At 61.8% G+C, this 20,869-nt stretch carries 22 protein-coding genes; 9 read left to right on the top strand and 13 right to left on the bottom strand.

The features are described 5' to 3' along the window. Positions 1 to 11 precede the first annotated feature (11 nt). Positions 12 to 272, bottom strand: coding sequence for a YebG family protein (locus EGJ27_RS10170; RefSeq protein ID WP_125830593.1), 261 nt, complete (start codon positions 270 to 272; stop codon positions 12 to 14). Between the two features lie 258 nt (positions 273 to 530). Here EGJ27_RS10170 and EGJ27_RS10165 point away from each other — a divergent pair, with 258 nt between their 5' ends. Next, positions 531 to 1,019 carry a phosphate-starvation-inducible protein PsiE gene (locus tag EGJ27_RS10165; protein ID WP_125830592.1) on the top strand — a complete coding sequence of 163 codons (489 nt, stop codon included), beginning with the start codon at positions 531 to 533 and terminating at the stop codon, positions 1,017 to 1,019. Between the two features lie 35 nt (positions 1,020 to 1,054). Here EGJ27_RS10165 and EGJ27_RS10160 read toward each other — a convergent pair whose 3' ends face one another. From EGJ27_RS10160 to EGJ27_RS10140, 5 genes are all read right to left on the bottom strand, one after another. After that, positions 1,055 to 1,384: a DUF3509 domain-containing protein gene (locus tag EGJ27_RS10160; RefSeq protein ID WP_125830591.1), complete on the bottom strand. Its 330-nt coding sequence runs from the start codon at positions 1,382 to 1,384 to the stop codon at positions 1,055 to 1,057. A 366-nt stretch (positions 1,385 to 1,750) separates the two neighbouring features. Then, positions 1,751 to 2,176: an HPF/RaiA family ribosome-associated protein gene (locus EGJ27_RS10155; RefSeq protein ID WP_125830590.1), complete on the bottom strand. Its 426-nt coding sequence runs from the start codon at positions 2,174 to 2,176 to the stop codon at positions 1,751 to 1,753. A gap of 251 nt (positions 2,177 to 2,427) precedes the next feature. After that, entirely contained in the window at positions 2,428 to 4,779 is a 2,352-nt protein-coding gene (fecA, locus tag EGJ27_RS10150; RefSeq protein ID WP_125830589.1) for a TonB-dependent Fe(3+) dicitrate receptor FecA, read from the bottom strand. A gap of 243 nt (positions 4,780 to 5,022) precedes the next feature. Then, positions 5,023 to 6,000, bottom strand: a complete 978-nt coding sequence (locus EGJ27_RS10145; protein ID WP_125830588.1) for a FecR domain-containing protein — start codon at positions 5,998 to 6,000, stop codon at positions 5,023 to 5,025. Then, positions 5,997 to 6,500 (bottom strand): sigma-70 family RNA polymerase sigma factor, encoded by a 504-nt coding sequence (locus tag EGJ27_RS10140; protein WP_125830587.1) that lies wholly within the window; start codon positions 6,498 to 6,500, stop codon positions 5,997 to 5,999. The genes EGJ27_RS10145 and EGJ27_RS10140 overlap by 4 nt, the downstream gene beginning before the upstream one ends. Before the next feature lie 174 nt (positions 6,501 to 6,674). On the opposite strand from EGJ27_RS10140, the gene EGJ27_RS10135 reads away from it, so the two are divergent. The 3 genes from EGJ27_RS10135 to EGJ27_RS10125 are packed head-to-tail and all read left to right on the top strand — an operon-like array spanning position 6,675 to position 8,898. Beyond that, the gene (locus tag EGJ27_RS10135; protein WP_256672756.1) at positions 6,675 to 6,998 is read left to right on the top strand and encodes a DUF3649 domain-containing protein; all 324 of its coding nucleotides are present in this window, start codon (positions 6,675 to 6,677) and stop codon (positions 6,996 to 6,998) included. Between the two features lie 20 nt (positions 6,999 to 7,018). Beyond that, entirely contained in the window at positions 7,019 to 8,563 is a 1,545-nt protein-coding gene (locus tag EGJ27_RS10130) for a PepSY domain-containing protein (protein ID WP_177522999.1), read from the top strand. Then, complete coding sequence (locus tag EGJ27_RS10125) at positions 8,563 to 8,898, top strand: DUF3325 domain-containing protein (protein WP_125830584.1); 336 nt, start codon at positions 8,563 to 8,565, stop codon at positions 8,896 to 8,898. The genes EGJ27_RS10130 and EGJ27_RS10125 overlap by 1 nt, the downstream gene beginning before the upstream one ends. A gap of 12 nt (positions 8,899 to 8,910) precedes the next feature. Here the strand turns inward: EGJ27_RS10125 and EGJ27_RS10120 are convergent, their stop codons facing one another. Beyond that, positions 8,911 to 9,813 (bottom strand): AraC family transcriptional regulator, encoded by a 903-nt coding sequence (locus EGJ27_RS10120; RefSeq protein WP_125830583.1) that lies wholly within the window; start codon positions 9,811 to 9,813, stop codon positions 8,911 to 8,913. Between the two features lie 135 nt (positions 9,814 to 9,948). Here EGJ27_RS10120 and EGJ27_RS10115 point away from each other — a divergent pair, with 135 nt between their 5' ends. Continuing rightward, a complete protein-coding gene (locus EGJ27_RS10115; protein WP_125830582.1) occupies positions 9,949 to 10,848 on the top strand; it encodes a DMT family transporter in 900 nt (299 codons plus the stop codon). Positions 10,849 to 10,963: 115 nt separating this feature from the next. Here EGJ27_RS10115 and EGJ27_RS10110 read toward each other — a convergent pair whose 3' ends face one another. After that, entirely contained in the window at positions 10,964 to 11,938 is a 975-nt protein-coding gene (locus tag EGJ27_RS10110) for a D-glycerate dehydrogenase (protein ID WP_125830581.1), read from the bottom strand. Between the two features lie 87 nt (positions 11,939 to 12,025). Then, positions 12,026 to 12,973 (bottom strand): LysR family transcriptional regulator, encoded by a 948-nt coding sequence (locus EGJ27_RS10105; protein WP_125830580.1) that lies wholly within the window; start codon positions 12,971 to 12,973, stop codon positions 12,026 to 12,028. Between the two features lie 184 nt (positions 12,974 to 13,157). On the opposite strand from EGJ27_RS10105, the gene EGJ27_RS10100 reads away from it, so the two are divergent. From EGJ27_RS10100 to EGJ27_RS10085, 4 genes are all read left to right on the top strand, one after another. Beyond that, on the top strand, positions 13,158 to 14,660 hold the full coding sequence (locus EGJ27_RS10100) for an efflux transporter outer membrane subunit (RefSeq protein WP_125830579.1): 1,503 nt from the start codon (positions 13,158 to 13,160) through the stop codon (positions 14,658 to 14,660). A gap of 183 nt (positions 14,661 to 14,843) precedes the next feature. Continuing rightward, positions 14,844 to 17,030, top strand: coding sequence for an FUSC family protein (locus EGJ27_RS10095; protein WP_125830578.1), 2,187 nt, complete (start codon positions 14,844 to 14,846; stop codon positions 17,028 to 17,030). After that, positions 17,020 to 17,220, top strand: coding sequence for a DUF1656 domain-containing protein (locus tag EGJ27_RS10090; protein WP_125830577.1), 201 nt, complete (start codon positions 17,020 to 17,022; stop codon positions 17,218 to 17,220). The genes EGJ27_RS10095 and EGJ27_RS10090 overlap by 11 nt, the downstream gene beginning before the upstream one ends. Positions 17,221 to 17,238: 18 nt before the next feature. Next, on the top strand, positions 17,239 to 18,102 hold the full coding sequence (locus EGJ27_RS10085) for an HlyD family secretion protein (protein ID WP_125830576.1): 864 nt from the start codon (positions 17,239 to 17,241) through the stop codon (positions 18,100 to 18,102). Positions 18,103 to 18,222: 120 nt separating this feature from the next. Here EGJ27_RS10085 and EGJ27_RS10080 read toward each other — a convergent pair whose 3' ends face one another. The 4 genes from EGJ27_RS10080 to EGJ27_RS10065 all read right to left on the bottom strand — a co-directional run bounded on the left by EGJ27_RS10080 (position 18,223) and on the right by EGJ27_RS10065 (position 20,730). Next, positions 18,223 to 19,041 carry an SDR family oxidoreductase gene (locus EGJ27_RS10080; protein WP_125830575.1) on the bottom strand — a complete coding sequence of 273 codons (819 nt, stop codon included), beginning with the start codon at positions 19,039 to 19,041 and terminating at the stop codon, positions 18,223 to 18,225. A 30-nt stretch (positions 19,042 to 19,071) separates the two neighbouring features. Continuing rightward, the gene (locus EGJ27_RS10075; RefSeq protein ID WP_125830574.1) at positions 19,072 to 19,536 is read right to left on the bottom strand and encodes a multidrug transporter; all 465 of its coding nucleotides are present in this window, start codon (positions 19,534 to 19,536) and stop codon (positions 19,072 to 19,074) included. A 148-nt stretch (positions 19,537 to 19,684) separates the two neighbouring features. Further along, positions 19,685 to 20,056 carry a hypothetical protein gene (locus EGJ27_RS10070; RefSeq protein ID WP_125830573.1) on the bottom strand — a complete coding sequence of 124 codons (372 nt, stop codon included), beginning with the start codon at positions 20,054 to 20,056 and terminating at the stop codon, positions 19,685 to 19,687. 296 nt (positions 20,057 to 20,352) lie between these two features. Then, positions 20,353 to 20,730, bottom strand: coding sequence for a hypothetical protein (locus EGJ27_RS10065; RefSeq protein WP_125830572.1), 378 nt, complete (start codon positions 20,728 to 20,730; stop codon positions 20,353 to 20,355). Positions 20,731 to 20,869: the final 139 nt, after the last annotated feature.

Here is a 20,869-nt window from a genome sequence, read left to right as displayed (position 1 = left end):
TGCCGATCGCGTTATTCGGCAGAATCGGCCAGCAACTCGTTCAATGCGTCCGGCTGGTTCTTGAAAGCCCGGGCGAACACGTCGCGATTCTTCGCCATGTAGATGCCGGCTTCTTCCACCTGGGCTTCCGTCAGCGACGGAACAGCCTTGCCCAACACGGTTGCGAGCAGTTCAGCGAGTTCGAGCATTTTGTCATGACGATCAGCTTCGGCTTTATCCATGAACAAACGCTCCAGATCTCGGCTGCTGCGGTATACCACTTCGACGGCCATTCACCACCTCACATGCCTTTGCGATAAATTTAGCGATTACTGTATCTTTATACAGTGTCCAGCATAAGCCATTCCTGCGGCGATGGATAGTGGCATTGCCGCATCTTTTTTTGCGGGCAGGTGTGCCTTGCGACAACCGGTCGCGCTCTCAACCATAGCCGATGGCCCCGTTTCTGCTTTACAAAGCGTGCGCGCGTATCGGCGTGATCGGCCGCCAGTTTTCTGTCGGCACATATGAAGGTTCAGGGGTAGCGAGTCATGGGAAACAAATGGGCAGAAAAAATGCGCGGCAGAGTGCATTCGCAGGCCGAGTCGCTGGGCAACCTGTGCGTGGAGAGTTTTCATTTCCTGGCACTGTTTGCCATCGGCGCCATCACCGCCTGGGCGTCCATCGTGGCGTTTCTAGGGATGGTGGAGAAGGGCAATGTCACGGTCGATGACATTCTGCTGCTGTTCATCTACCTCGAACTGGGGGCGATGACGGGGATTTATTTCAAGACCAACCACATGCCGGTGCGCTTTCTGATCTACGTGGCGATCACCGCGCTGACCCGACTGCTGATTTCGGATGTCTCGCACCACAACCCGCCCGACATCGGCATCATCTACCTGTGTGGCGGTATTCTGCTGCTGGCGTTTGCCATTCTGGTGGTGCGCTACGCCTCTTACAAATACCCTTCCGCCAAGATTCCCGACCCGTCCAGCGGCGTCAAAGGCGCTGTGACCGAGGAGAAGGGCGAGATCTGATGTTCATCCGGCCGGCATCGTTTGGATGCCGGCTTTCAGATACCCACCGAAAGATTCGAGCGGCCGCGCATCCAGTCGCGGGGCGACGGGGGCAGGGGTTTGGGTGTCAGGCTGTCAGTCATGGCGGCCAGTACCTTGATGGCGCTGTCACCCTGCTCGATGGCGATGCCGAACTGCACACTTTCAATCAGACGCTTGAGCTTGTCCGGGTCATTGAGCTGCGAGGCGCTGATCAAGCGCTTGGCAACCATGCCGTCCTCGTTGGAGAGGGTCAGCATGATGCTGCCGTCCAGTCCCTGAATACTGAGGTTGACCCGATATTCGGGGTGGAAAGTGTCCGTGATCATTTGAAAAGGATTGTCCATTTTCGTTACCTGCTCAATGGTTCTGCATAAGTTGACCGAGTCTCAGTTCCTTTAGTTCTCAACCGCTCATCGGGGTTGGGCTCACTCCTGGAGCCTGGTCAAACAAAAGACGGCCAGTGCCATGATGGGTTGCAAGGTGGTGTTGCATGGTTCGGGCCAGATTGGCAGGTGCCTGTTTTGCGGGAGAGCCGGGCTGTTTCATGCGGAAGCCAAGGGTGAAAATTTGTGCACATCTGGCAGGACGACCTGTTGTGGTGCACGTCGCCTGTGGCGGCTCGCTCCCACAGAACCGGCAGGGCCAAAGAACGTCGCCATATAAAAAGGGCGAGCCCTGTCGGGGTCGCCCTTGGTTGTCACCGGTCCGCATCATGCCAGGCGGGCGGCTTCTTTCTCCTGTTCCTTCTCAAGGAATTCCTCTTCCAGCAACGCATCGGCGCTTTCACCTACCGGCTCCAGGTCCGGGGTGGCGGGTGCGCCACGTTTGTCGCGCAGTTTGCCGATCAGATGCTCAAGCGCGTGATCCAGCTTGACGGCGGCGCCGTCCACGGCCTGATCCACTGTGTCAGCCTTGTGGGAAACGGAAATGGGCTGGTGACCTTTCGGCCGGGCTTCCATCTGGCACTTGATGTCGTGCGGGCCTGGCTTGTCGCCGTTCTCGTCGCGGATGTGCACTTCCACGCGGGTCAGATATTCGTCGTATTTATCGAGCGTGCTTTCAACGGTGGTACGAACCCACTCCTCCAGTCGGATACTGCTTTCGATGTGATTATCGCTGTTGACCTGGATTTGCATAGTTAATCCTTATTTGGGCTTGCTCGTCTGAGGCTGGATGTCCGACTCGTCGAGAGTCGATGTCGTGTGCGCTCATTCACAGTGTTGGCGCCGGCCGCACAACAATTCAACCCCCTATATGTAAGAAATATTTCGCAGCACGCTTGCCGCAACTATCGGTCACTGGCGAGGTCGTAGTCGCCCGCCCCCGCGGCGCCGGGGGTTTGCGGCGAGTTCCGATAGCGCGGGGCGCTGTTCGTAGATTTCTTGAATCAGAATGCGACTGACGTCTGTACATACAGCGTGCGTGGTTCGCCTGCGTATTTGCCCTTGTTGTTGTCGTCGAATGAGCGGGTGAAATATTCGCGGTTGAACAGGTTCTTCACCCCGACCGCCACGTTGAGGTCAGACATGTGCGGCCCGAAGTCGTAGGCAGCGCGGGTGCTGAACAGCATGTAGCCGGGAATCTTGCCGGTACTGCCGTCGGCGCTTTCAGCGGAAGTATTGGCGTTGTCCGCGAACTGATCGCTCTGGAACGCGCTGTCCAGGTTCAGCTTCCACGGCCCTTCGGTGTAAGCCACGCCCAGGGTGCCCTTGTGACGGGAAGAAAACGGCACGCGATTACCCTGGTTGGCGCCGTCTTCACGAATGGTCGCATCCACGAACGCGTAGCTGGCGTACACGTCAAAGCCGGCCAGTGCCGGACTCAAGCCGTCGAGGGCGTAGTTGACGCTGGTCTCGATGCCTTGATGCCGCGTTTCACCCCGTGCAATCACCGAATCGTTGGTCTGGTTGCTCTCGTACTGGTTGTCGAAGTTGATCAGGAACGCGCCGATTTCCGCTTTCAGGTGACCGTTGTCATAGCGCGTTCCCAATTCCCAGGTGCGGGCTTTTTCCGGCTTGACCTGGCCGCCGGTGACACGATTGGGCATCTGGCTGTACTGCACGCTGCCGAACGAACCCTCGGTATTGGCGTACAGGTTCCAGGTGTCGGTCAGGTGGTACAGCACGTTCAGCGCCGGCAGTGCGGTGTGGTAGTCGCCCTGGTATTTGACGTTGGTCAGATTGTTGTTCTGCGCAGTGTCGATCCGCTCGTAGCGAACGCCTGGAGTGATGGTCCACTTGCCGATATCGATGCGGTCGTCGAGGTAGAACGCGTTGGCCTCGGTGGAGCCGCGGGTGTCGCGGTCGTTGCGGCTGGCGGTGGTCGGCAGGTCGCCATTGACCGGCTCGCGATAGCGCATCTCATGCCCGGCTTCGTTGACGTAACGGTAGCCGACGCCGACTTCATGCCAGGTCTCGCCCAGCGCAAAGCCTTGGGAGAAACGGGTTTCCAGGCCGCGCACCCAGTATTCGCGAGGCGACAGCGAAACAAAGCTGGCCTGATCCAGATAACCGCTGCGCAGGGTTTTGGTGAAGAAGGTGTTGGCGGTGAACACCCGGGCGTCCTGCTCGTAGCGATAACCCAGGTTGACCAGCGTGCGGCGCCCCCAGAACTTGTCTTTCAGACGCGTGGATTGGTAGCGGTCGGCGTCGTAGTCCGCGACGCTCAAGCCGCCGGGCATCTGCGCCTCACCTTCGTAATACTGGGCCATGGCATTGAGGCTGTTGGCCTCGTCGATCTGGTATTTGCCCTTGAGGATCAGGTCGTCGATCTGCGTATCGCTGTGCTCACGCCAGTCCCCGCCGCGCACGCCGGAATACAGAAGCGCGCCGCCCAGTCCGTTATCGGCCGTGCCGCCGGCGAGCAGGTTGCCGGTGGTCTTGAAGCCGTCGCGGCTGGACGACGGGCTGGTTTCGGTCTGGATGCCGCCTTTGAGCGTGGGCTCATCGGGAATGGCACGGGTCACGAAGTTGACGATGCCGCCGACATTCTGCGGGCCGTAACGCACCGCGCCGCCGCCGCGCACCACGTCCACGGCGTCCATGTTGCCCATACTGATCGGTGCGAACGAAAGCTGCGGCTGGCCATACGGCGCAAACGGCACTGGAATGCCGTCCATCAATACTGTCGAGCGTGAAGCCAGGCGCGGGTTGAGGCCGCGAATGCCGAAGTTCAGCGCCATGTCGTGGCTGCCGGTGCCGTTGTTGTCCGGCGCGTTGACGCCGGGAATGCGATTCAGCACCTCGCGGGCCGATGTGGCGCCGACGCGCTCGAATTCTTCGCGACGGATCACGTCCCGGGCGCCGGGATGCTCGAACACGTCGGTCTGCTGTGCATCGCCCAGCCAGTCACCCACCACGGTCGAGGCGCCCAGTTCGATAGGCCCGCTGGCCGGTGCGCCGGCCGGTTGCAGAGTAAAGCCATCGGCGCCGTCGGCGCGAGCCTGCAGGCCGGTGCCTTCCAGTAGCGCGTTCAGGGCTTGCTCGGTGGTGTACTGACCCTCCAGACCGCGGCTTTTCAGGCCGCTGGTAACTTGTGAGCCATAGGAAATCAACGCGCCCGATTCCCGGCCGAACTGCGTCAGCGCCGTTTCCAGTTCGCTGGGTGCAATGTGGTAGACCTTGGGCGCGGCGTCAGCGGCATGGGCCATCGACAGGCCGCCGAACGACAGGCTGGCGCCGAACAGCACGTGACGCAAAGCGCGAACCAGCGGGGAAAGTTGGGTAGGGCGGGCTGACATGCGGGAGTCCTTTGACCGGGAGAGTGAGGTGCTTTTCCTGTCTGTCACGCGAGGGTGGGCAAACGGCTCATCCAGATCGGATCTTTTTGCAGAGGTGCAGCCACTGTGATGCGCTTTTCTGTGAAAGGCAGCTTGCTGGCGACAGCCATGTATCAGCCGCTGGAACTGTGGCGGATGTACTGCCCTCGTCGCGAGCAAGCTCACTCCCACAGGCCCACGCAGGGTTTGAAGCCCAGACCTGCTTCAGACCCTGGCCTGCACGTTCACCCAATACCGGGTAAAGCGCTGCACGCGCACCGGCAGGGCCTGTTCGAGCAGGTCGAGGATGCGCTCGCTGTCGGCCAGCGGGTAGCTGCCGGAAATCAGCAGGTCAGCGACTTTGGCGTCGCACTGCAAACGCCCGCGTCGATAGCGGCCCAGCTCGTCGAGGAAATCCGCCAGGCGCATGCGCGAGGCCACCAGCATGCCGTCCGCCCAGGCACCGCTGCCGGCGTCCAGCGGGCGGATGCTGTCCCAACCTTCGCGACTGAACGTGATTTGCTGGCCGGCCTGAAGCGGTAGACCGCCGCCGGTTCTGGCTGCGGGGTTGATCAACAGGCTGCCGCCGAACACCGCCAGTTGCGTGCGGCCTTCACGCTGACGGACGTCGAAGCGGCCGGCGCCGGACGCCGCGTGGATCAAGCCTTCGGCCGTCGCCAAGCGTAGCGGGCGAGGATCGTCGGCGACGGTCATCAGAATCTCGCCCTGCAACAGCTTGATCAACCGTTGCTGTGCGTCGAAATGCACATCCACGGCACTGGCCGTGTTGAGGTGCAACAGACTGCCATCGTCCAGTTCCACTTTGCGTCGCTCACCCACGCCGCTGTCGAGGTCGGCGAACATCGGTTGCAGCGCGATCCGGTCTCGCAGGCTCCAGCCCACTGCCGAACCGGCGCCCAGCAGCAATAACAGTTTCAGCGCCTGACGCCGGCTGTCGCTCTTGGGAGCGTTGAGCGTGGCGTGGGCCAGCGGTGACGACAAGCCACTCAGGCGCTGATTGACTCGCTGAATATGTGCCCAGGCCCGCTGGTGTTCAGCGTTGCCGTTGAGCCATTGCTGCCAGGCCAGCTGGCGTGCGCCCTGCAACGGAGCTTCCTGGATTTCCAGCAGCCAGTCCACCGCTTGCCGGGCAACGGTCGGGGAAATATCGGATTTGTTCAGGGATTCGCCATTCATGGTCATAGTGCGAAGTAGCAGCGCAACGCAGCCTTGTTCAAATGACGTTTGACCGTCGCGATTGAAATACCCAGCTCGGCGGCAATCGCGCCATGACTCAGGCCGTCGACCTGCGACAACAGGAACGCTCGTTTCACGAGAATCGGCAAGCCATCCAGTCGCAGATCCAGTTCGACAAGGGTTTCGAGAATGATTGCCCGCTCTTCTTCCGAAGGCGCCACCGCTTCCGGCAGTTCGGCCAATGCCTGGTAATAGGCGCGCTCAAGGTCCTGGCGTCGGAAATGGTTGCACAGCACGCGCTTGGCGATGGTCGTGAGGAATGCGCGCGGCTCGATGACCTGCGGTGTATCGCGAGCCAGCAGTACCTTGATGAAGGTGTCCTGAGCCAGATCCTTTGCGCTGTGCGGGCAGCCGAGCCTGCGTCGCAGCCAGGTCGTCAGCCAGACGTTATGCGCCCGGTACAGGCTGTCGACAGTGGCATTGAGGGCGGAATGAGTGAAAGGCATCACCAGGAACGATCCACGGGAACTCCAGAGGCTGCGGATTCTGGCAGACTCTTTTGCGTATGAGAATATTTATCATTAATATTGCCGTCTTCGCCCGCTTCCTCATGGCCGGCGACAACGGTTTCATGGATCGGTAAAGGTTCACTGATGGACGCCACCTCTATAAGCAGCCCGATGGTCGACAAACCCCGTGTCAAAGCCAAGGCGCAAACCAAGGGCGTAACGATCGCCTATCGTCTGGCCGTGGCATCACGATCCCTGGCTGCGGTATTTGCCGGCTACCTGCTGGCCTCGGTTTCCAGTGTCTGCCTTGCCCATTGGTTGCCCATGGCGCGGGCCGAAGCAGTGGTTACCTCGATGATGTTGTCGTTTCTGGTCTACCTGGGCGCGGTGTTGTGGTGCTTCGCCTGTCGTTCGGCCTGGCGTGCCTGGATTGGCGTGCTGATCCCCAGCGCTGTGCTTGGCGCGGCCTATTGCTGTGCCCGGTGGTGGTCATGAAGGAGGGCTTTCGCCAGGCCATGGCCTGGCTGCATACCTGGATCGGACTGTTGTTCGGCTGGCTGCTGTTCGCGATTTTCCTGACCGGCACCTTGTCGTATTTCAAGGACGAAATCAGCCAATGGATGCAGCCGGAAATTCCGCTGCGTGCCATTGATGGCGCCGCCAGCATCCAGGTTGCCCAGCATTACCTGCAACAGCATGCCGCCGGTGCGTCGCGCTGGTTCATCTCCATGCCTGACGAGCGCACCCCTGGCTTGTCGGTCGGTTGGCTGCCGGAAGGCAAGGCGGGCCAGCGCAGCAATTTCAAGCGCGCGTTGCTCGACCCGCAGACCGGCACCGAAGTGCAGGCCCGCGCTACCCGAGGCGGCGACTTTTTCTATCGCTTCCACTACCAGTTGCAGATGCCCAACCCTTGGGGCCGCTGGCTGGCGACGGCTGCGGCAATGGTGATGTTCATCACGCTGATCACCGGCATCATCGTCCACAAGAAAGTCTTCAAGGAGTTCTTCACCTTCCGCCCGCGCAAAGGCCAGCGCTCCTGGCTGGATGGGCATAACGCGCTGGGCATTCTGGCCTTGCCGTTTCACCTGATGATCACTTACAGCAGCCTGGTGATCTTCATGTCGATGGTCATGCCGGCGAGCATTCTGTCCAGTTACGGCAATGTCCAGGCTTTCTACAAGGAGGTGTTCCCGTCCGGCCAGATGGTCAAGGCCCAAGGCACGCCCGCGCCGCTGGTGCCGCTCGCGCCGCTGTTCAAGGTCGCCGATGCGCGGTGGGAAGGGGACCGGGTCGGTCGCGTGTTCATCAGTAATCCGGGGGATGTTGCCGCCGCGGTTACCTTGTCCCGGGATGATCGCGGCAGCATCGTGCCGGACCGTGGCGGCGCACTGACTTTCAGTGGCGCCACCGGCGAGTTGCAGGACCAAGTGCCGGGGCGGCCGTTGCCGATGCTCATTTCCAGCGGGATGTATGGCCTGCACACCGGCCATTTTGCCGGACCCTTGATGCGCTGGTTGTACTTCATCTTCGGTATTGCCGGCACCGCGATGATCGGCACCGGTCTGGTGATGTGGCTGGGCAAGCGCCAGCTCAAGCATGCCAGGAGCGGCGTGCTGCCGTTCGAACTGCGGTTGGTGCAGGTGCTCAATATCGCCAGTATGGCGGGACTGATGGTCGCGGTCGCTGCCTTCTTCTGGGCCAACCGACTGTTGCCCGTCGCGATGGCCGGGCGCGCCGACTGGGAGATCAACGTGTTCTTCATGACCTGGGGGCTCGCCGTTCTGCACGCATCGCTGCGTAACGGGCCACAGGGCTGGCGCGAGCAACTGGGGTTGGGCGCGCTGCTGTTCATCAGCCTGCCGCTGCTCGACCTGTTGACCGGTAACGTCGGCTATCTGCTCGATGCCGTGGTTCACGGTCACTGGGCGCTGGCCGGCTTCGATCTGACGGCACTGGCCACCGGCCTGTTCCTCGCCTGGGCGGCGCTGAAGTTCAAAGCCGAGCGTGTCGATAAGCCGCAGCGCGTGCCCTTGCAAGCCAACCCGCAGGAGCCTGTCTGATGCTGTTGGCCGCACTGCTGTGCTATGTCGGTTTCACCGCGTTATGCCTGTCCATGACGCGGCATTACGGCGATTTGCTCAGCGGCCCGCCGCTTGACCGCCGCCGCGCCCGGTTGCTGAAACTGGGCGGCTGGTTGTTGCTGGCGTTTTCATTTTGGGTAGCCGTTGTCGCAGACGGTTGGGAATTCGGGCTGGTGCACTGGTTTGCGGTGCTGATGGCCAGCGTATTGCTGCTGGTATTCCTGATGCCGTTCCGGCCGCGTTGGGTCTTGCAGCTCGCCCTGATCTGCGCACTGTCGAGCCCGGTTGCGTTGTGGAATCAACTGTTGGTGTGAGCTGTCCCGCCCCTACACTTTTGTGTCGCACCGGTTCACGGACCCTGCCAGCGCCAGGCGGTAATCGCCGGGCGTTGCGCCCATCACCTGACGGAAACGGTTGCTGAAATGGCTGGCGCTGGCGAATCCGCAGGCCAGGGCAATTTCGCCCAGCGGCCGATCAGTGGTGCGCAACAGGCATCGAGCGTGTTCCATGCGCCGGGCGAGCAGGTATTGATGAGGCGGCAAGCCCAGGCTTTCCCGAAACATCCGCGCAAAATGGTACTCGGACAACGCGCACATCTGCGCCAATTGGCCAAGCGTCAACGGCTCGGCCAGATGCGTCTCGATGAACTCCACCAACTGCCGCCGCTGATGCGCCGCCAGCCCACCCTTGAGACGTAGCCCTTCTCGTTTGCCCACCTGACTGAGCAACGCATGGCTGAGCATTTCATGGGCCATGCTGCTGGTGAGCAGGCGTTCGCCCGGTTCGGTCCAGTTCATGCGCACCAGTCGCTGGAAGCGCTCGGCCTGGTGCGGATCTTCCAGGAACGTGTTTTCCCGCAATTGCATTTCCCGAGGTTCGCGATCAAGCAGCGTGACGCAGCCCAACGCAAACTGCTGCTCGCTGAAATACAGATGCGCCAGGCGGATTTCGCCATTCACCACCCAGGCCGACTCGTGCCCGGCCGGCAATATGCACAGTTTGCCAGGCGCGCCTTTCTGCGCCGGCTGGTCGCGGCGAAAGGTGCCGGTGCCGTCGGCGATGTAGCACGACAAGGTGTGATGAGTCGGCGCGTGATATTCCTGCGAGTCATGTCGGTTGTTCCACAGCGCAGCCAGCAGCCCGTCGCCCAGCGCCGCGCTCTGTTCGAGGCGGGCATGGGGCGAGCTGTTCAAGGCCTGAAAGACCTGGATGGATTCGATGGACGGCATGGGTTGTTCTCCAGAGTCTGCATCCTACCTGCCGGGCCGCCGCTTGCCAGCAGGCTGACGATCAAATGCGCAAGTTTATGCAAGCGGGGCATGGGAGCCGCGCCGCAGACTGAGGCCTCGCAAAGGAGCCGCATCATGAATCTCTCGCTTTACCTGCTGACCGTGCTGATCTGGGGTACCACCTGGATCGCCTTGAAACTGCAATTGGGCGAAGTCGCCATTGCGGTCTCGATTGTCTATCGCTTCGCCCTGGCGGCACTGATCCTGTTCGCGATTCTGCTGTTCAGCCGACGACTGCAACCGGTCAATCGCCGCGGGCAGTTGATCTGTCTGGCGCAAGGACTGTGCCTGTTCTGCATCAACTTCATGTGTTTCCTCACCGCCAGTCGCTGGATCCCCAGCGGTCTGATCGCCGTGGTGTTCTCTACCGCCACCCTGTGGAATGCCCTGAATGCGCGGATCTTCTTCCGCCAGCGGGTGGCGAGCAATGTCCTGGCCGGCGGTGCCATGGGCCTGCTGGGGCTGGGCTTTCTGTTCTGGCCGGAGCTGTCCGGACACGGTGCCAGTTCCGAAACCCTGCTTGGGCTGGGCCTGGCCCTGTTGGGGACGCTGTGCTTTTCGGCGGGCAACATGCTGTCGAGCATGCAGCAGAAAGCCGGCTTGCGACCGCTGACCACCAACGCCTGGGGCATGTTCTACGGCGCAGCGATTCTGGGCTTGTACTGTGTGGTCAGCGGCACGCCGTTCGACTTCGAATGGAACCCGCGTTACGTCGGCTCGTTGTTGTACCTGGTGGTGCCGGGGTCGGTCATCGGCTTCACCGCCTACCTGACGCTGGTTGGCCGCATGGGGCCGGAACGGGCGGCCTACTGCACGGTGCTGTTCCCGGTGGTGGCGTTGAACATTTCGGCGTGGGTCGAGGGGTATCAGTGGACCATGCCGGCGCTGTTCGGGCTGGTGCTGGTGATGCTGGGCAATGTGCTGGTGTTCAGGAAGACCAAGCCGGCGATGGTGCCTGCGCAGGCGATGCGGTAAATAGGCCTTCGCCAGCAAGCTGGCTACTACAGGGTATGGCGACGTACCTGTAGCCAGCTTGCTGTGGGCGGCAATCCGACGATCTGGCGCGCAGCGGCAGCAAAAAGAGCCTTCCTCAGCCCTTCCACACCTGCGGGTTGACCAGATCCTGCGGCTTGCTGCCCAGCAATGCGCTGCGCAGGTTCTCGGCGGCGCGGTTGGCCATGGCTTCGCGGGTTTCCGTGGTGGCCGAGCCGATGTGGGGCAGGGTGACGGCGTTCTTGAGCTGGAACAGCGGCGATTCGCTCAGCGGCTCCTTCTCGTAGACATCCAGGCCGGCGCCGCGGATGGTGCCTTTTTGCAGGGCTTCGATCAGCGCCGGTTCATCCACGATCGGACCCCGAGCAATGTTCACCAGAATGGCGCTCGGCTTCATCAGCGACAGTTCACGACGGCCGATCAGGTGCCTGGTCTTTTCGCTGAGCGGAACCACCAGGCAGACGAAATCCGATTCCGCCAGCAGTTGCTCAAGGCTGCGGAACTGCGCGCCCAGCTCCTTTTCCAGCTCCGGCTTGTGGCTGTTGCCGCTGTACAGGATCGGCATGTTGAAACCCAGGCGACCGCGCCGGGCGATGGCCGCGCCGATGTTGCCCATGCCCACGATACCCAGCGTCTTGCCGTGCACATCGGTGCCGAAATGCGGCGCTTCGACGCTGCGCTTCCACTCGCCGGCCTTGGTCCAGGCGTCCAGTTCCGCCACGCGACGGGCGCTGCTCATGATCAGCGAGAAGCCCAGGTCAGCGGTGCTTTCGGTCAGCACGTCCGGGGTATTGGTGAGCAGGATGCCGCGCTCGCTCAGATAGCCGACGTCGTAGTTGTCGTAGCCCACGGAAATGCTCGACACCACTTCCAGCTTCTTCGCGCCTTCCAGTTGTTCGCGGCCCAGCTTGCGGCCGGAACCGATCAGGCCGTGGGACTCGGGCAGTGCTTCGTTGAACTGCGCGTTGATGTCACCGAGCTTGGGATCGGGTACTACGACGTTGAAATCCTGAGACAGACGTTCGGCCATCTCAGGGGAAACACGGCTAAAGGCGAGTACGGTTTTTTTCATTGGAGGTTCACTCTCGAGCGGTTGATGTGTAGCACGCTAACATTCCTGCCCGCTCTTTGGCAGCCGATTTTTGTCAGTTGTACGACGTCATGTCAGCCCCTTGAGCACCTGTACGTGCAGATCGGCTTCGTCCGCCGCGAGGATCTCGGGCAGCGAGCCGCGCAAGTATTCCACCCAGGTCTTGATCTTGGCATCCAGGTATTGGCGTGACGGGTAGATGGCGTACAGGTTCAGTTCCTGGGAGCGGTAGTCAGGCATGACCCTTACCAGCGTCCCGTTGCGCAGGCCGTCGATGGCCGAATAGATGGGCAGGATACCGACGCCCATGCCGCTGGAGATCGCGGTCTGCATTGCGTCGGCGGAATTGACCAATAACGGCGAGTTGGTGACGGTGACCAGTTCCTGGCCTTCAGGACCGTCGAACAGCCATTTCTCCAGGGGAAAGACCGGGCTTACCAGGCGCAGGCACGCGTGGTTCAGCAATTCGGCAGGTTTGAGCGGCATGCCGAACGTCTTCACGTACTCCGGCGAAGCGCAGACGATGCTGTAGGTGATGCCCAGGCGCTGGGACACGAAGCCGGAGTCCGGCAGTTCGCTGGCCAATACGATCGATACGTCATAGCCCTCTTCGAGCAGGTCCGGCACACGGTTGGTCATGGTCAGGTCGAACGACACATCCGGGTGATTGCGCCGGTAGCGGGCAATGGCATCGATTACGTAATGCTGGGCCACGCCGGGCATCGAATGCACCTTGAGCTGGCCGGCGGGTCTGGCGTGGGCGTCGCTGGCTTCGGCTTCGGCCTCGGCGACCGAAGCCAGGATCTGCTCGCAACGCAGCAGGTAACGCTTGCCGGCTTCGGTCAGGGCGATGCGACGGGTCGTGCGGTTGAGCAGGCGGGTTTGCAGGTGTGCTTCAAGGTTCGAGACGGCGCGCGATACGTTGGCGGTGGTGGTATCCAGTTGTGCGGCAGCTGCGGTGAAGCTGCCCGCTTGCGCCACGCAACTGAAGGCGCGCATGTTTTGCAGGGTGTCCATGGGGATTTCTCTGGAGAGATATCAAATTGTGACATGAAGTTACTGATCCATGTCAGCCTAACGGTCGGATTATCACCGATTCGGTAACAAAGATTCACATTTCTCCCCGCTTATCGCCGTCTCGAGCCGCCCCTAGAATCGCCGCATTCAAAGGTGCTTTATCTCCACTCGGGAACTTGCAGCTGTGCCGCGTCGCATCATCGGAGGGTTCAAGCCCCTCACTGTTCTGGCTGTATCGTTCGTTATCAGCGGCTGTATCGGGACCCACGGAATCAAACCTCTAGGCAGCGCCTTGCCGCCCGATGCGCTGGCGGCCGATCACGCGATCCAGAGCGCTGCCCTCGATGCCCATTGGCCCACCAGCCGGTGGTGGCAAGCCTATGCCGATCCGCAACTGGACCGCTTGATCGAGCTGGCCGTACAGGGCAGCCCGAGCCTGGCCATCGCCGCCGCTCGCGTGCGCAAGGCCAGGGCGCTGGCCGGACTTGCCGAGTCCGCCGAAGCCGTTCAGCTACAAGGCAGCGCCAGCCTCAACCGACATGACTGGCCCACCGATCAGTTCTACGGCCCTGGCGCGCTGGCCGATACTCGCACCTGGGACAACAATGCGGCGCTGGGTTTGAGCTACCCGCTGGATTTCTGGGGTCGCGACCGGAACGCCACCGAGCAGGCGCTTGACACTGCCCACGTGAGCGTCGCCCAGCAGCGTCAGGCGCAGCTTGAGCTGCAGGAAAACATCGTGCGCGCCTACATCCAGCTGTCCCTGAATTACGCGCAGCTCGATATTGCCGAAGCGACCCTTGGCCAGCAGACACAGATGCTGGAACTGGCCGAGCGGCGTCTGCGAGGCGGGCTGGGGACGCATCTGGACGTCAGCCAGGCGCAGAGCACCTTGCCGGAAACCCATCGCCAGATCGACGCCCTCGAAGAAGCCATCGCCCTGGGTCGCAATCAACTGGCGGCATTGGCCGGCAAAGGCCCGGGCGAGGCCGTCGCGCCGCAGCGCCCGGTGTTGTCGCTGGGCACCGCAGTGCGTCTGCCCTCGACCTTGCCCGCGCAGTTGCTCGGCCAGCGTCCGGACGTGGTCGCCAGCCGTTGGGCGGTTGCGGCGCAGGCGCGAGGTATTGACGTGGCCCATGCCGGGTTCTATCCCAATGTCGATCTGGTGGGCAGCCTTGGCTACATGGCAACCGGCGGCGGCATGCTGGAATTTCTGACCGGCAAGAAACTGACCTATAAAGTCGGCCCGGCCATCAGCCTGCCGATTTTCGACGCTGGCCGACTGCGTGCGGAATTGGGCCAGGCCACGGCGGACTATGACATCGCCGTGGCGCAGTACAACCAGACACTGGTGATGGCGCTCAAGAGCATTTCCGATCAGTTGATTCGCCGGGAGTCGATGGACAAGCAGCACAAATTCGCCGCCGAGTCGGTGGCCTCGGCGCAGAAAACCTACGACATTGCGATGGTTGCCTACCGGCGCGGGCTGACCGATTACCTCACCGTGCTCAATGCCCAGACCCTGCTGTTTCGCCAGCAGCAGGTGCAGCAACAGGTCGAGGCTGCGCGTTTGACGGTGTACGCCGGGTTGGTCGTGGCGCTGGGCGGCGGACTGTCGGCGGGGGATGACGTACCCGATGCCGATAAAACCCAGGCGCCGAAGACCCCTGCGGTATTGAACAGATGATGACTGAACGTCTGCCTGTACGGCGCTCCCACAGGCTCGACGCAATTCCCGTGGGAGCGGACCGGGCGGCGTTCCGCTTGTCCGCGAAGACATTTATTCAGGCGATGCAAATCCGGTGGATGTACCGGCCTCTTCGCGAGCAAGCGGAACGCCGCCCGGCTCGCGCCTACAGGGGATGCCGTCTTGAATAGGGCCTTGCACTGGTTCGCTGCCTTGCCCTGGCGCCGGGAATTCAACGGCTGGGCGCGCAGCGATGGCGTCACCTGGATTTACATCTTCAAGGTGCTGCTCGCCGCCTTCGCCACTTACTGGCTGGCACTGCGCCTGGAGTTGCCGCAACCGCGCACGGCGGTGATCACGGTATTCATCGTCATGCAGCCGCAGAGCGGACATGTGTTCGCCAAAAGCTTCTATCGCCTGCTCGGTACGCTGGCCGGCTCGGCGATGATGGTCACGCTCATGGCACTGTTCGCCCAGAACTCGGTGCCGTTTCTCGGCTGCCTGGCGTTATGGGTCGGGCTATGTTCGGCGGGTGCGGCGCGTTATCGCAACTTTCGCGCCTACGGTTTCGTGCTGGCCGGCTACACCGCCGCGATGATTGGCCTGCCCGCGCTGGCGCATCCTGAAGGCTCGTTCATGGCGGCGGTGTGGCGGGTGCTGGAGATTGCCCTGGGTATCATCTGCTCGACCGCAATCACCGCCGCCGTCCTGCCGCAAAGCTCCGCCGCTTCGATGCGCAATGCGCTGTATCAGCGATTCGGCGTGTTTGCGCGCTTTGTGGTGGAAGGCTTGCACGGCCGTCATGAACAGGCGGCGTTCGAGACCGGCAACGTGCGCTTCGTCGCTGAAGCCATCGGCCTGGAAGGCCTGCGCAGCGTCACGGTGTTCGAAGACCCGCACATGCGTCGCCGCAACGGCCGGCTGAACCGACTGAACAGCGAGTTCATGGCGATCACCACGCGCTTCAACGCTCTCCATCAGTTGCTGGAGCGCTTGCGGGCCGAACAGGCCGACACGTTGATCAGGCACATCGAACCCGGCCTGCATGGCCTGACCAATCTGCTCGAAGCCTTCGCCGACCGCGCCCTGACCAATAGCGATGCGCTGACGCTGGTGCACCGTCTGGAAGTGTTCAAGGCCAACTTCCCGAATCAGGTGCGCAGCGCCAGGGCCGAGCTGGAGCAGGGCGAGCCGAGTGAAGCCCGGTTGCTGGATTTCCATACCGCCTATGAGCTGCTCTACCGCTTTGTCGGCGACTTGCTCAGCTACGCTGAAACCCACGCGTCGCTGGCGGACCACAATCACGTTCGCGAACTATGGCAGGAGTCGTTCGTTCCCAGGACTCACTGGATGACCGCTGTCGCCGCCGGGCTTCGCGCTACCTGCGTCGTGGGCCTGATGAGCGCGTACTGGGTGCTGACGGCCTGGCCGAGCGGCGCGACCATGACCCTGGCGTCGGCCGCCACCGTGGCCTTGTCGTCCACCACCAACAACCCGCGGCGCATGTCATTCCAGATGGCGTGCGGCACGTTGCTTGGCGCCATTTTCGGGTTTATCGAAACCTTCTTCCTGTTCCCCCATGTCGACGGCTTTGCATTGCTGTGCGTGTTGCTGGCGCCGGTGTTCGTGCTCGGTGCGTTTCTCGGCTCACGGCCGCAATGGTCCGGCTATGGCTTGGGGCTGCTGATCTTTTTCAGCATCGGTTCGGTGCCGGATAACCTGACGATCTACAACCCGTACACCTTCATCAACGACTACATCGCCATGGTCATCGGCATGCTGCTGTGCGCGGCGGCCGGAGCGATCATCCTGCCGCCCAACAGCCGCTGGATGTGGCAACGCATGGAAGACGAGCTGCGCCGTCAGGTGGTGTTTGCCATCAGCGCGCCGCTCAATCGCCTGGGTTCCAGCTTCGAAAGCCAGACCCGCGACCTGATGCACCAGGCGTATGGCCTGGCCATCGGCAAACCGCAGGTACAGCGCCAGTTGCTGCGCTGGATGTTCGTGGTCCTGGAAATCGGTCATGCGGTGATCGAACTGCGTCGCGAACAGGCGGTGCTGCCGATCCACCCCAGCTACGCCGAATACCGGTCGTGGCGCATTGCGATCCGGGTCATGGGGCGTGCGCTGATCCGCCTGTTCATCCAGCCCGATGCCGGCAATCTGGAACGCTGCCTGAAGGCGGTCGATCGCGCTATCGAGCGCGTCCAGCGTACCGATGAGCCTTTCGCCTCGCACTTCGATACCTCGGTGCTACGGCGGGTCAAGAGCTACCTGCATTTCATCCGCAGCTCGCTGCTGGACCCCCAATCGCCGTTGGCCGCCTATGCGCCTGACCGTTTTCCACAAGGATCTTCCAGTGCCACGTGAAATCGCCTTCCACGGCCTGTACATGCCCAGCATGACGTTGATGTTCCTGATCGCCGGCGTGCTGGCCTGGGCGCTGGACCGGCTGCTGTCCGGGCTGGATCTGTATCGCTTCTTCTGGCACCCGGCATTGTTGCGGGTAAGCCTGTTCGTCTGCCTGTTCGGCGCCCTGGCGCTGCCTCTTTATCGCTGACCCCGTTCGAGAATTTCGATGAAAAAGCTGTTCAGTTTTATCGCCACTTTGCTGGTCCTGGCGCTGGCCATTTTCATTGGCCGGACGCTGTGGGTGCATTACATGGACACGCCGTGGACTCGCGATGGCCGGGTGCGGGCAGACATCATCAATGTAGCGGCGGATGTATCCGGCACCGTGGTGGACGTGCCGGTGCGTGACAATCAGCAGGTGAAGAAGGGCGATGTGCTGATGCAGATCGACCCCGAGCATTATCAGCTGGCGGTCAAGCAGGCCCAGGCGTTGCTGGCGTCGCGCAAGGCCACCTGGGAGATGCGCAAGCTCAATGCCAAGCGCCGCGCCGACATGGACGAGCTGGTGATATCGGCAGAGAACCGCGACGACGCCAGCAATGTCGCGTCTGCGGCCTTGGCCGATTACCAGCTGGCGAAGGCACAGCTCGACGCGGCCGAGTTGAACCTCTCCCGTACCAGAGTCCTGGCCTCGGTCGATGGTTATGTCACCAATCTCAACGTGCACAGGGGTGATTACGCGCGCATCGGCGATGCCAAGATGGCCGTGGTCGATATGCATTCGTTCTGGGTCTACGGGTTTTTCGAAGAAACCAAATTGCCTCACGTGCGGGTGGGTGATCCGGCGCAAATGCAGTTGATGAGCGGCGAAGTGTTGACCGGGCAAGTCGAAAGCATCGCCCGAGGGATTTACGACCGAGACAATCCGGAAAGCCGCGAGCTGATCGCCGACGTCAACCCGACCTTCAACTGGGTACGCCTGGCCCAACGCGTCCCGGTGCGCATCCACCTCGACCCGGTGCCGGACGGCGTGCTGCTGGCGGCGGGGATGACCTGCACGGTGATAGTAAACCCCAACGATTCGCTGTAGGCGCCAGGGTGCTGGCGAACCCGTCTTCGCGAAGGCGTTGTAGCACACGACACACATGCTGCGCGTGTTTAGGCCCTTTTCGCGGACAGGTCCGCTGCCACAGAATCTGCCCGCTGCTGATTACAACGAAGTGTTCAACCCAAACCGCTTGCTCAGCACCTTGTCCAGTAGCCCCTTGGGCAGCCACTGCGCCAGCAGCGGCAGTGCTCGTGAGCCGTTGCCCAGGCGCAGCAGGCGGGGCGGGTTGGCTTGTTGGGCGGCTTTCAATACGTCGGCGGCAAAATCCGTGGCCGGCGTCGGGTTGTCCTGGGACGCCCTGGCCCGCGCACGGATGCCTTCGCGCAAGGGCCACCACGGGCTTTGCTCGTTGATCAACTGCTCGGCCTGATCACTGGCGTTCCTGGCGAAACTCGACGCGATCGCGCCGGGCTGCACTTCCATCACCTGCATCCCGAACGGAGCCAGCTCCAGACGCAAGGCATCGCACAGCGCATGCACGGCGGCTTTCGACGCGCAGTAGGCGCCGGCAAAGGGCGTCACCAGCACGCCCGAAACGCTGCCGATATTGATTACCAGCCCCTTGTTGCGCCGCAGTGCCGGGAATAGCGCGCGGGTGACGCCAACAACCGAAAATACGTTGGTTTCGAATTGGCGCTGCATGGCTTCGACGCCGCCGTCGAGCAATGGCCCCATTGCGCCATAGCCGGCGTTATTGATCAGCACGTCCAGGCCGCCATGTGCCAGGGACGCGGCCAGTTGCTCCAACGCCAGGCTGTCGTTGACGTCCAGCCGCACCGCGATGAAACCTGCAGCGCTCAGGGCCGCGACATCTTCGGGCCGGCGGGCCGTGGCCCACACTTCATAGCCGGTGGCTTTGAATGCGTCGGCCAGTGCGCGGCCGATGCCGCTTGAACAGCCTGTGATGAGAGCGATGGGCATGGAGTGGGCACCTTTGTGGCGGTTTGAGGATCAGTCCGAGAAACTGCCTTGCAGGTGTTCGGCACGAAATTCCAGGGTTTGCGGGCGGTAACCGTTGCGCAGGGCCGGCAGCGGCACGCAGTCCTGCCACTGCGCGCCAGCCTGCAGCGCGCCGGGGCCGCGGTACCGCGCGGAAGTGTAGGTGTTGTCGGCCAGGTTCACCGTGTCACCCGGCGCATAGGCCGCTATTCGCCAGCGCAACTCGCCAAGCGGAACCGGATTGGTGTTGATGATCTGCACCTGCAACGGCCGGTCGGCGGGGCAGGATTGAGGCGCGTAGCCCAGGCGGATATCCAGGCGCTCCAGCTGGTGCGTCTCGCGGCTGTCCTGCCAGATCACCACGGCCGCGACGATACCCAGTCCGACCACCGCAGCCAGCGACACCGGCAACGCCTTGGCTGGATAGCGCAACAGCAGGATCAGCCAGGTCAGGATCAGCAGCACGCCTATGAACATGAGTCGCGTCTCGTTGGAGGAGAAGCGAACATCGTACAGAAAGCGGAGGGTGGGTTGCCAATGGACAGGGGCAAAGACCTCGCCCGGCAGGCTGAGGTACCGAGCCGGGGGCGAGATCTGGTCGTGACATCCGTTGCAGCGGGAAACCTTAAAAGGTGTAGTGAGGGGAATCGGGTGTACGAACCCAGACGTCAGGCTGTCGCATACGCAAAAAACCTCTCAGCACAGCGGTCTGATCTCGGTCGAATGGCGGATCGAGGCTGTCGTTCTCCACCACCCCCTGAACCGGCACGCCATCGATCACCTGACCTTCGACCATGGCGCAAGGATAAGGGCCGCCATCGGCGTTGGCGAAGACCAGCAGGACGCTGCTGTAGGTGGCCGCGCTCACAGCCGGCATTTCCAGGGTGAAGGGGGCGTCCAGGTTGATGACGTCGTCGGTGGCTTCGATAACCCGAGGAGTCGGCAGTCGATTGTCGATCACCATGTCGCCGGTAAGAAACTCGTCGTAAGTTGGCATTGGGCAGATCCTTTTGATGTAGATAACAGTCTCGTCGCGGCTAGCCCGCCCGGTTGTTGCGGCCGCCGCGGCGAGTCTCAACGTGTCGAGATGCAATCGATCATGTCTGGCAGGCGTCCAGTGCAGCCTAAGTGTGGTTGCACTCAGGTGGGAACTGTCATTTCTGACAGGTCCCGACCAGCGGCACTGTTGTAGAAGCGAACTGGTTCACGAAGAGACAGGTGCATCCCATGCGCGGTCTGTATGTCGTCCGCCACAAAGCTCTTGCGGGAAAGTTCGTTCCTGCGAATTCAGAGTCATGTGCGCAGGGTGTACGTTACGGAATCTGGCGTGCGCAGCCAGATATCGGTCTGCCGTACCCGAATGAAACATTGAATGAGGGCGGTATGGTGGTTGTTGAATGGCGGGGAGAGCTGGCGGTTATCGACCGTGCCTTGGGTCGGAACATTAGAGACCGCCTGGCCATGCACCACGGCCTGCGGGCTGTAACTGCCATCGGCGTTCAGAAACACCAGCAAAACGTCCGTGTAAGAGTCGGAGATGATGGCGGGAAGTTCCAGAGAGAAGGGCTTGTTCAGGTCGATTACCTGGCCGGCTGCTTCAACCACTCGCGGAACGGGAAGTTGATGATGGATTGCAGGATGGGAGGCAAGCGCTTCGATAAGCATGTTCATTTATAAATCCTTTTGAACGAAGTTGTCCGTTTGATAGTTTTAAGTTGCAAGTACCGTGTAATCAGGGCTGCCCGAGAGTTGTCAATAAACATGAAGTTTTTTATGCCGGGCTGGATGGCTGATGGGGAAACCGCTAGTC

This window comes from Pseudomonas sp. v388 (assembly GCF_003935425.1).
Classification (GTDB): domain Bacteria; phylum Pseudomonadota; class Gammaproteobacteria; order Pseudomonadales; family Pseudomonadaceae; genus Aquipseudomonas.
This window is presented reverse-complemented; position numbering and strand designations above follow the sequence as displayed.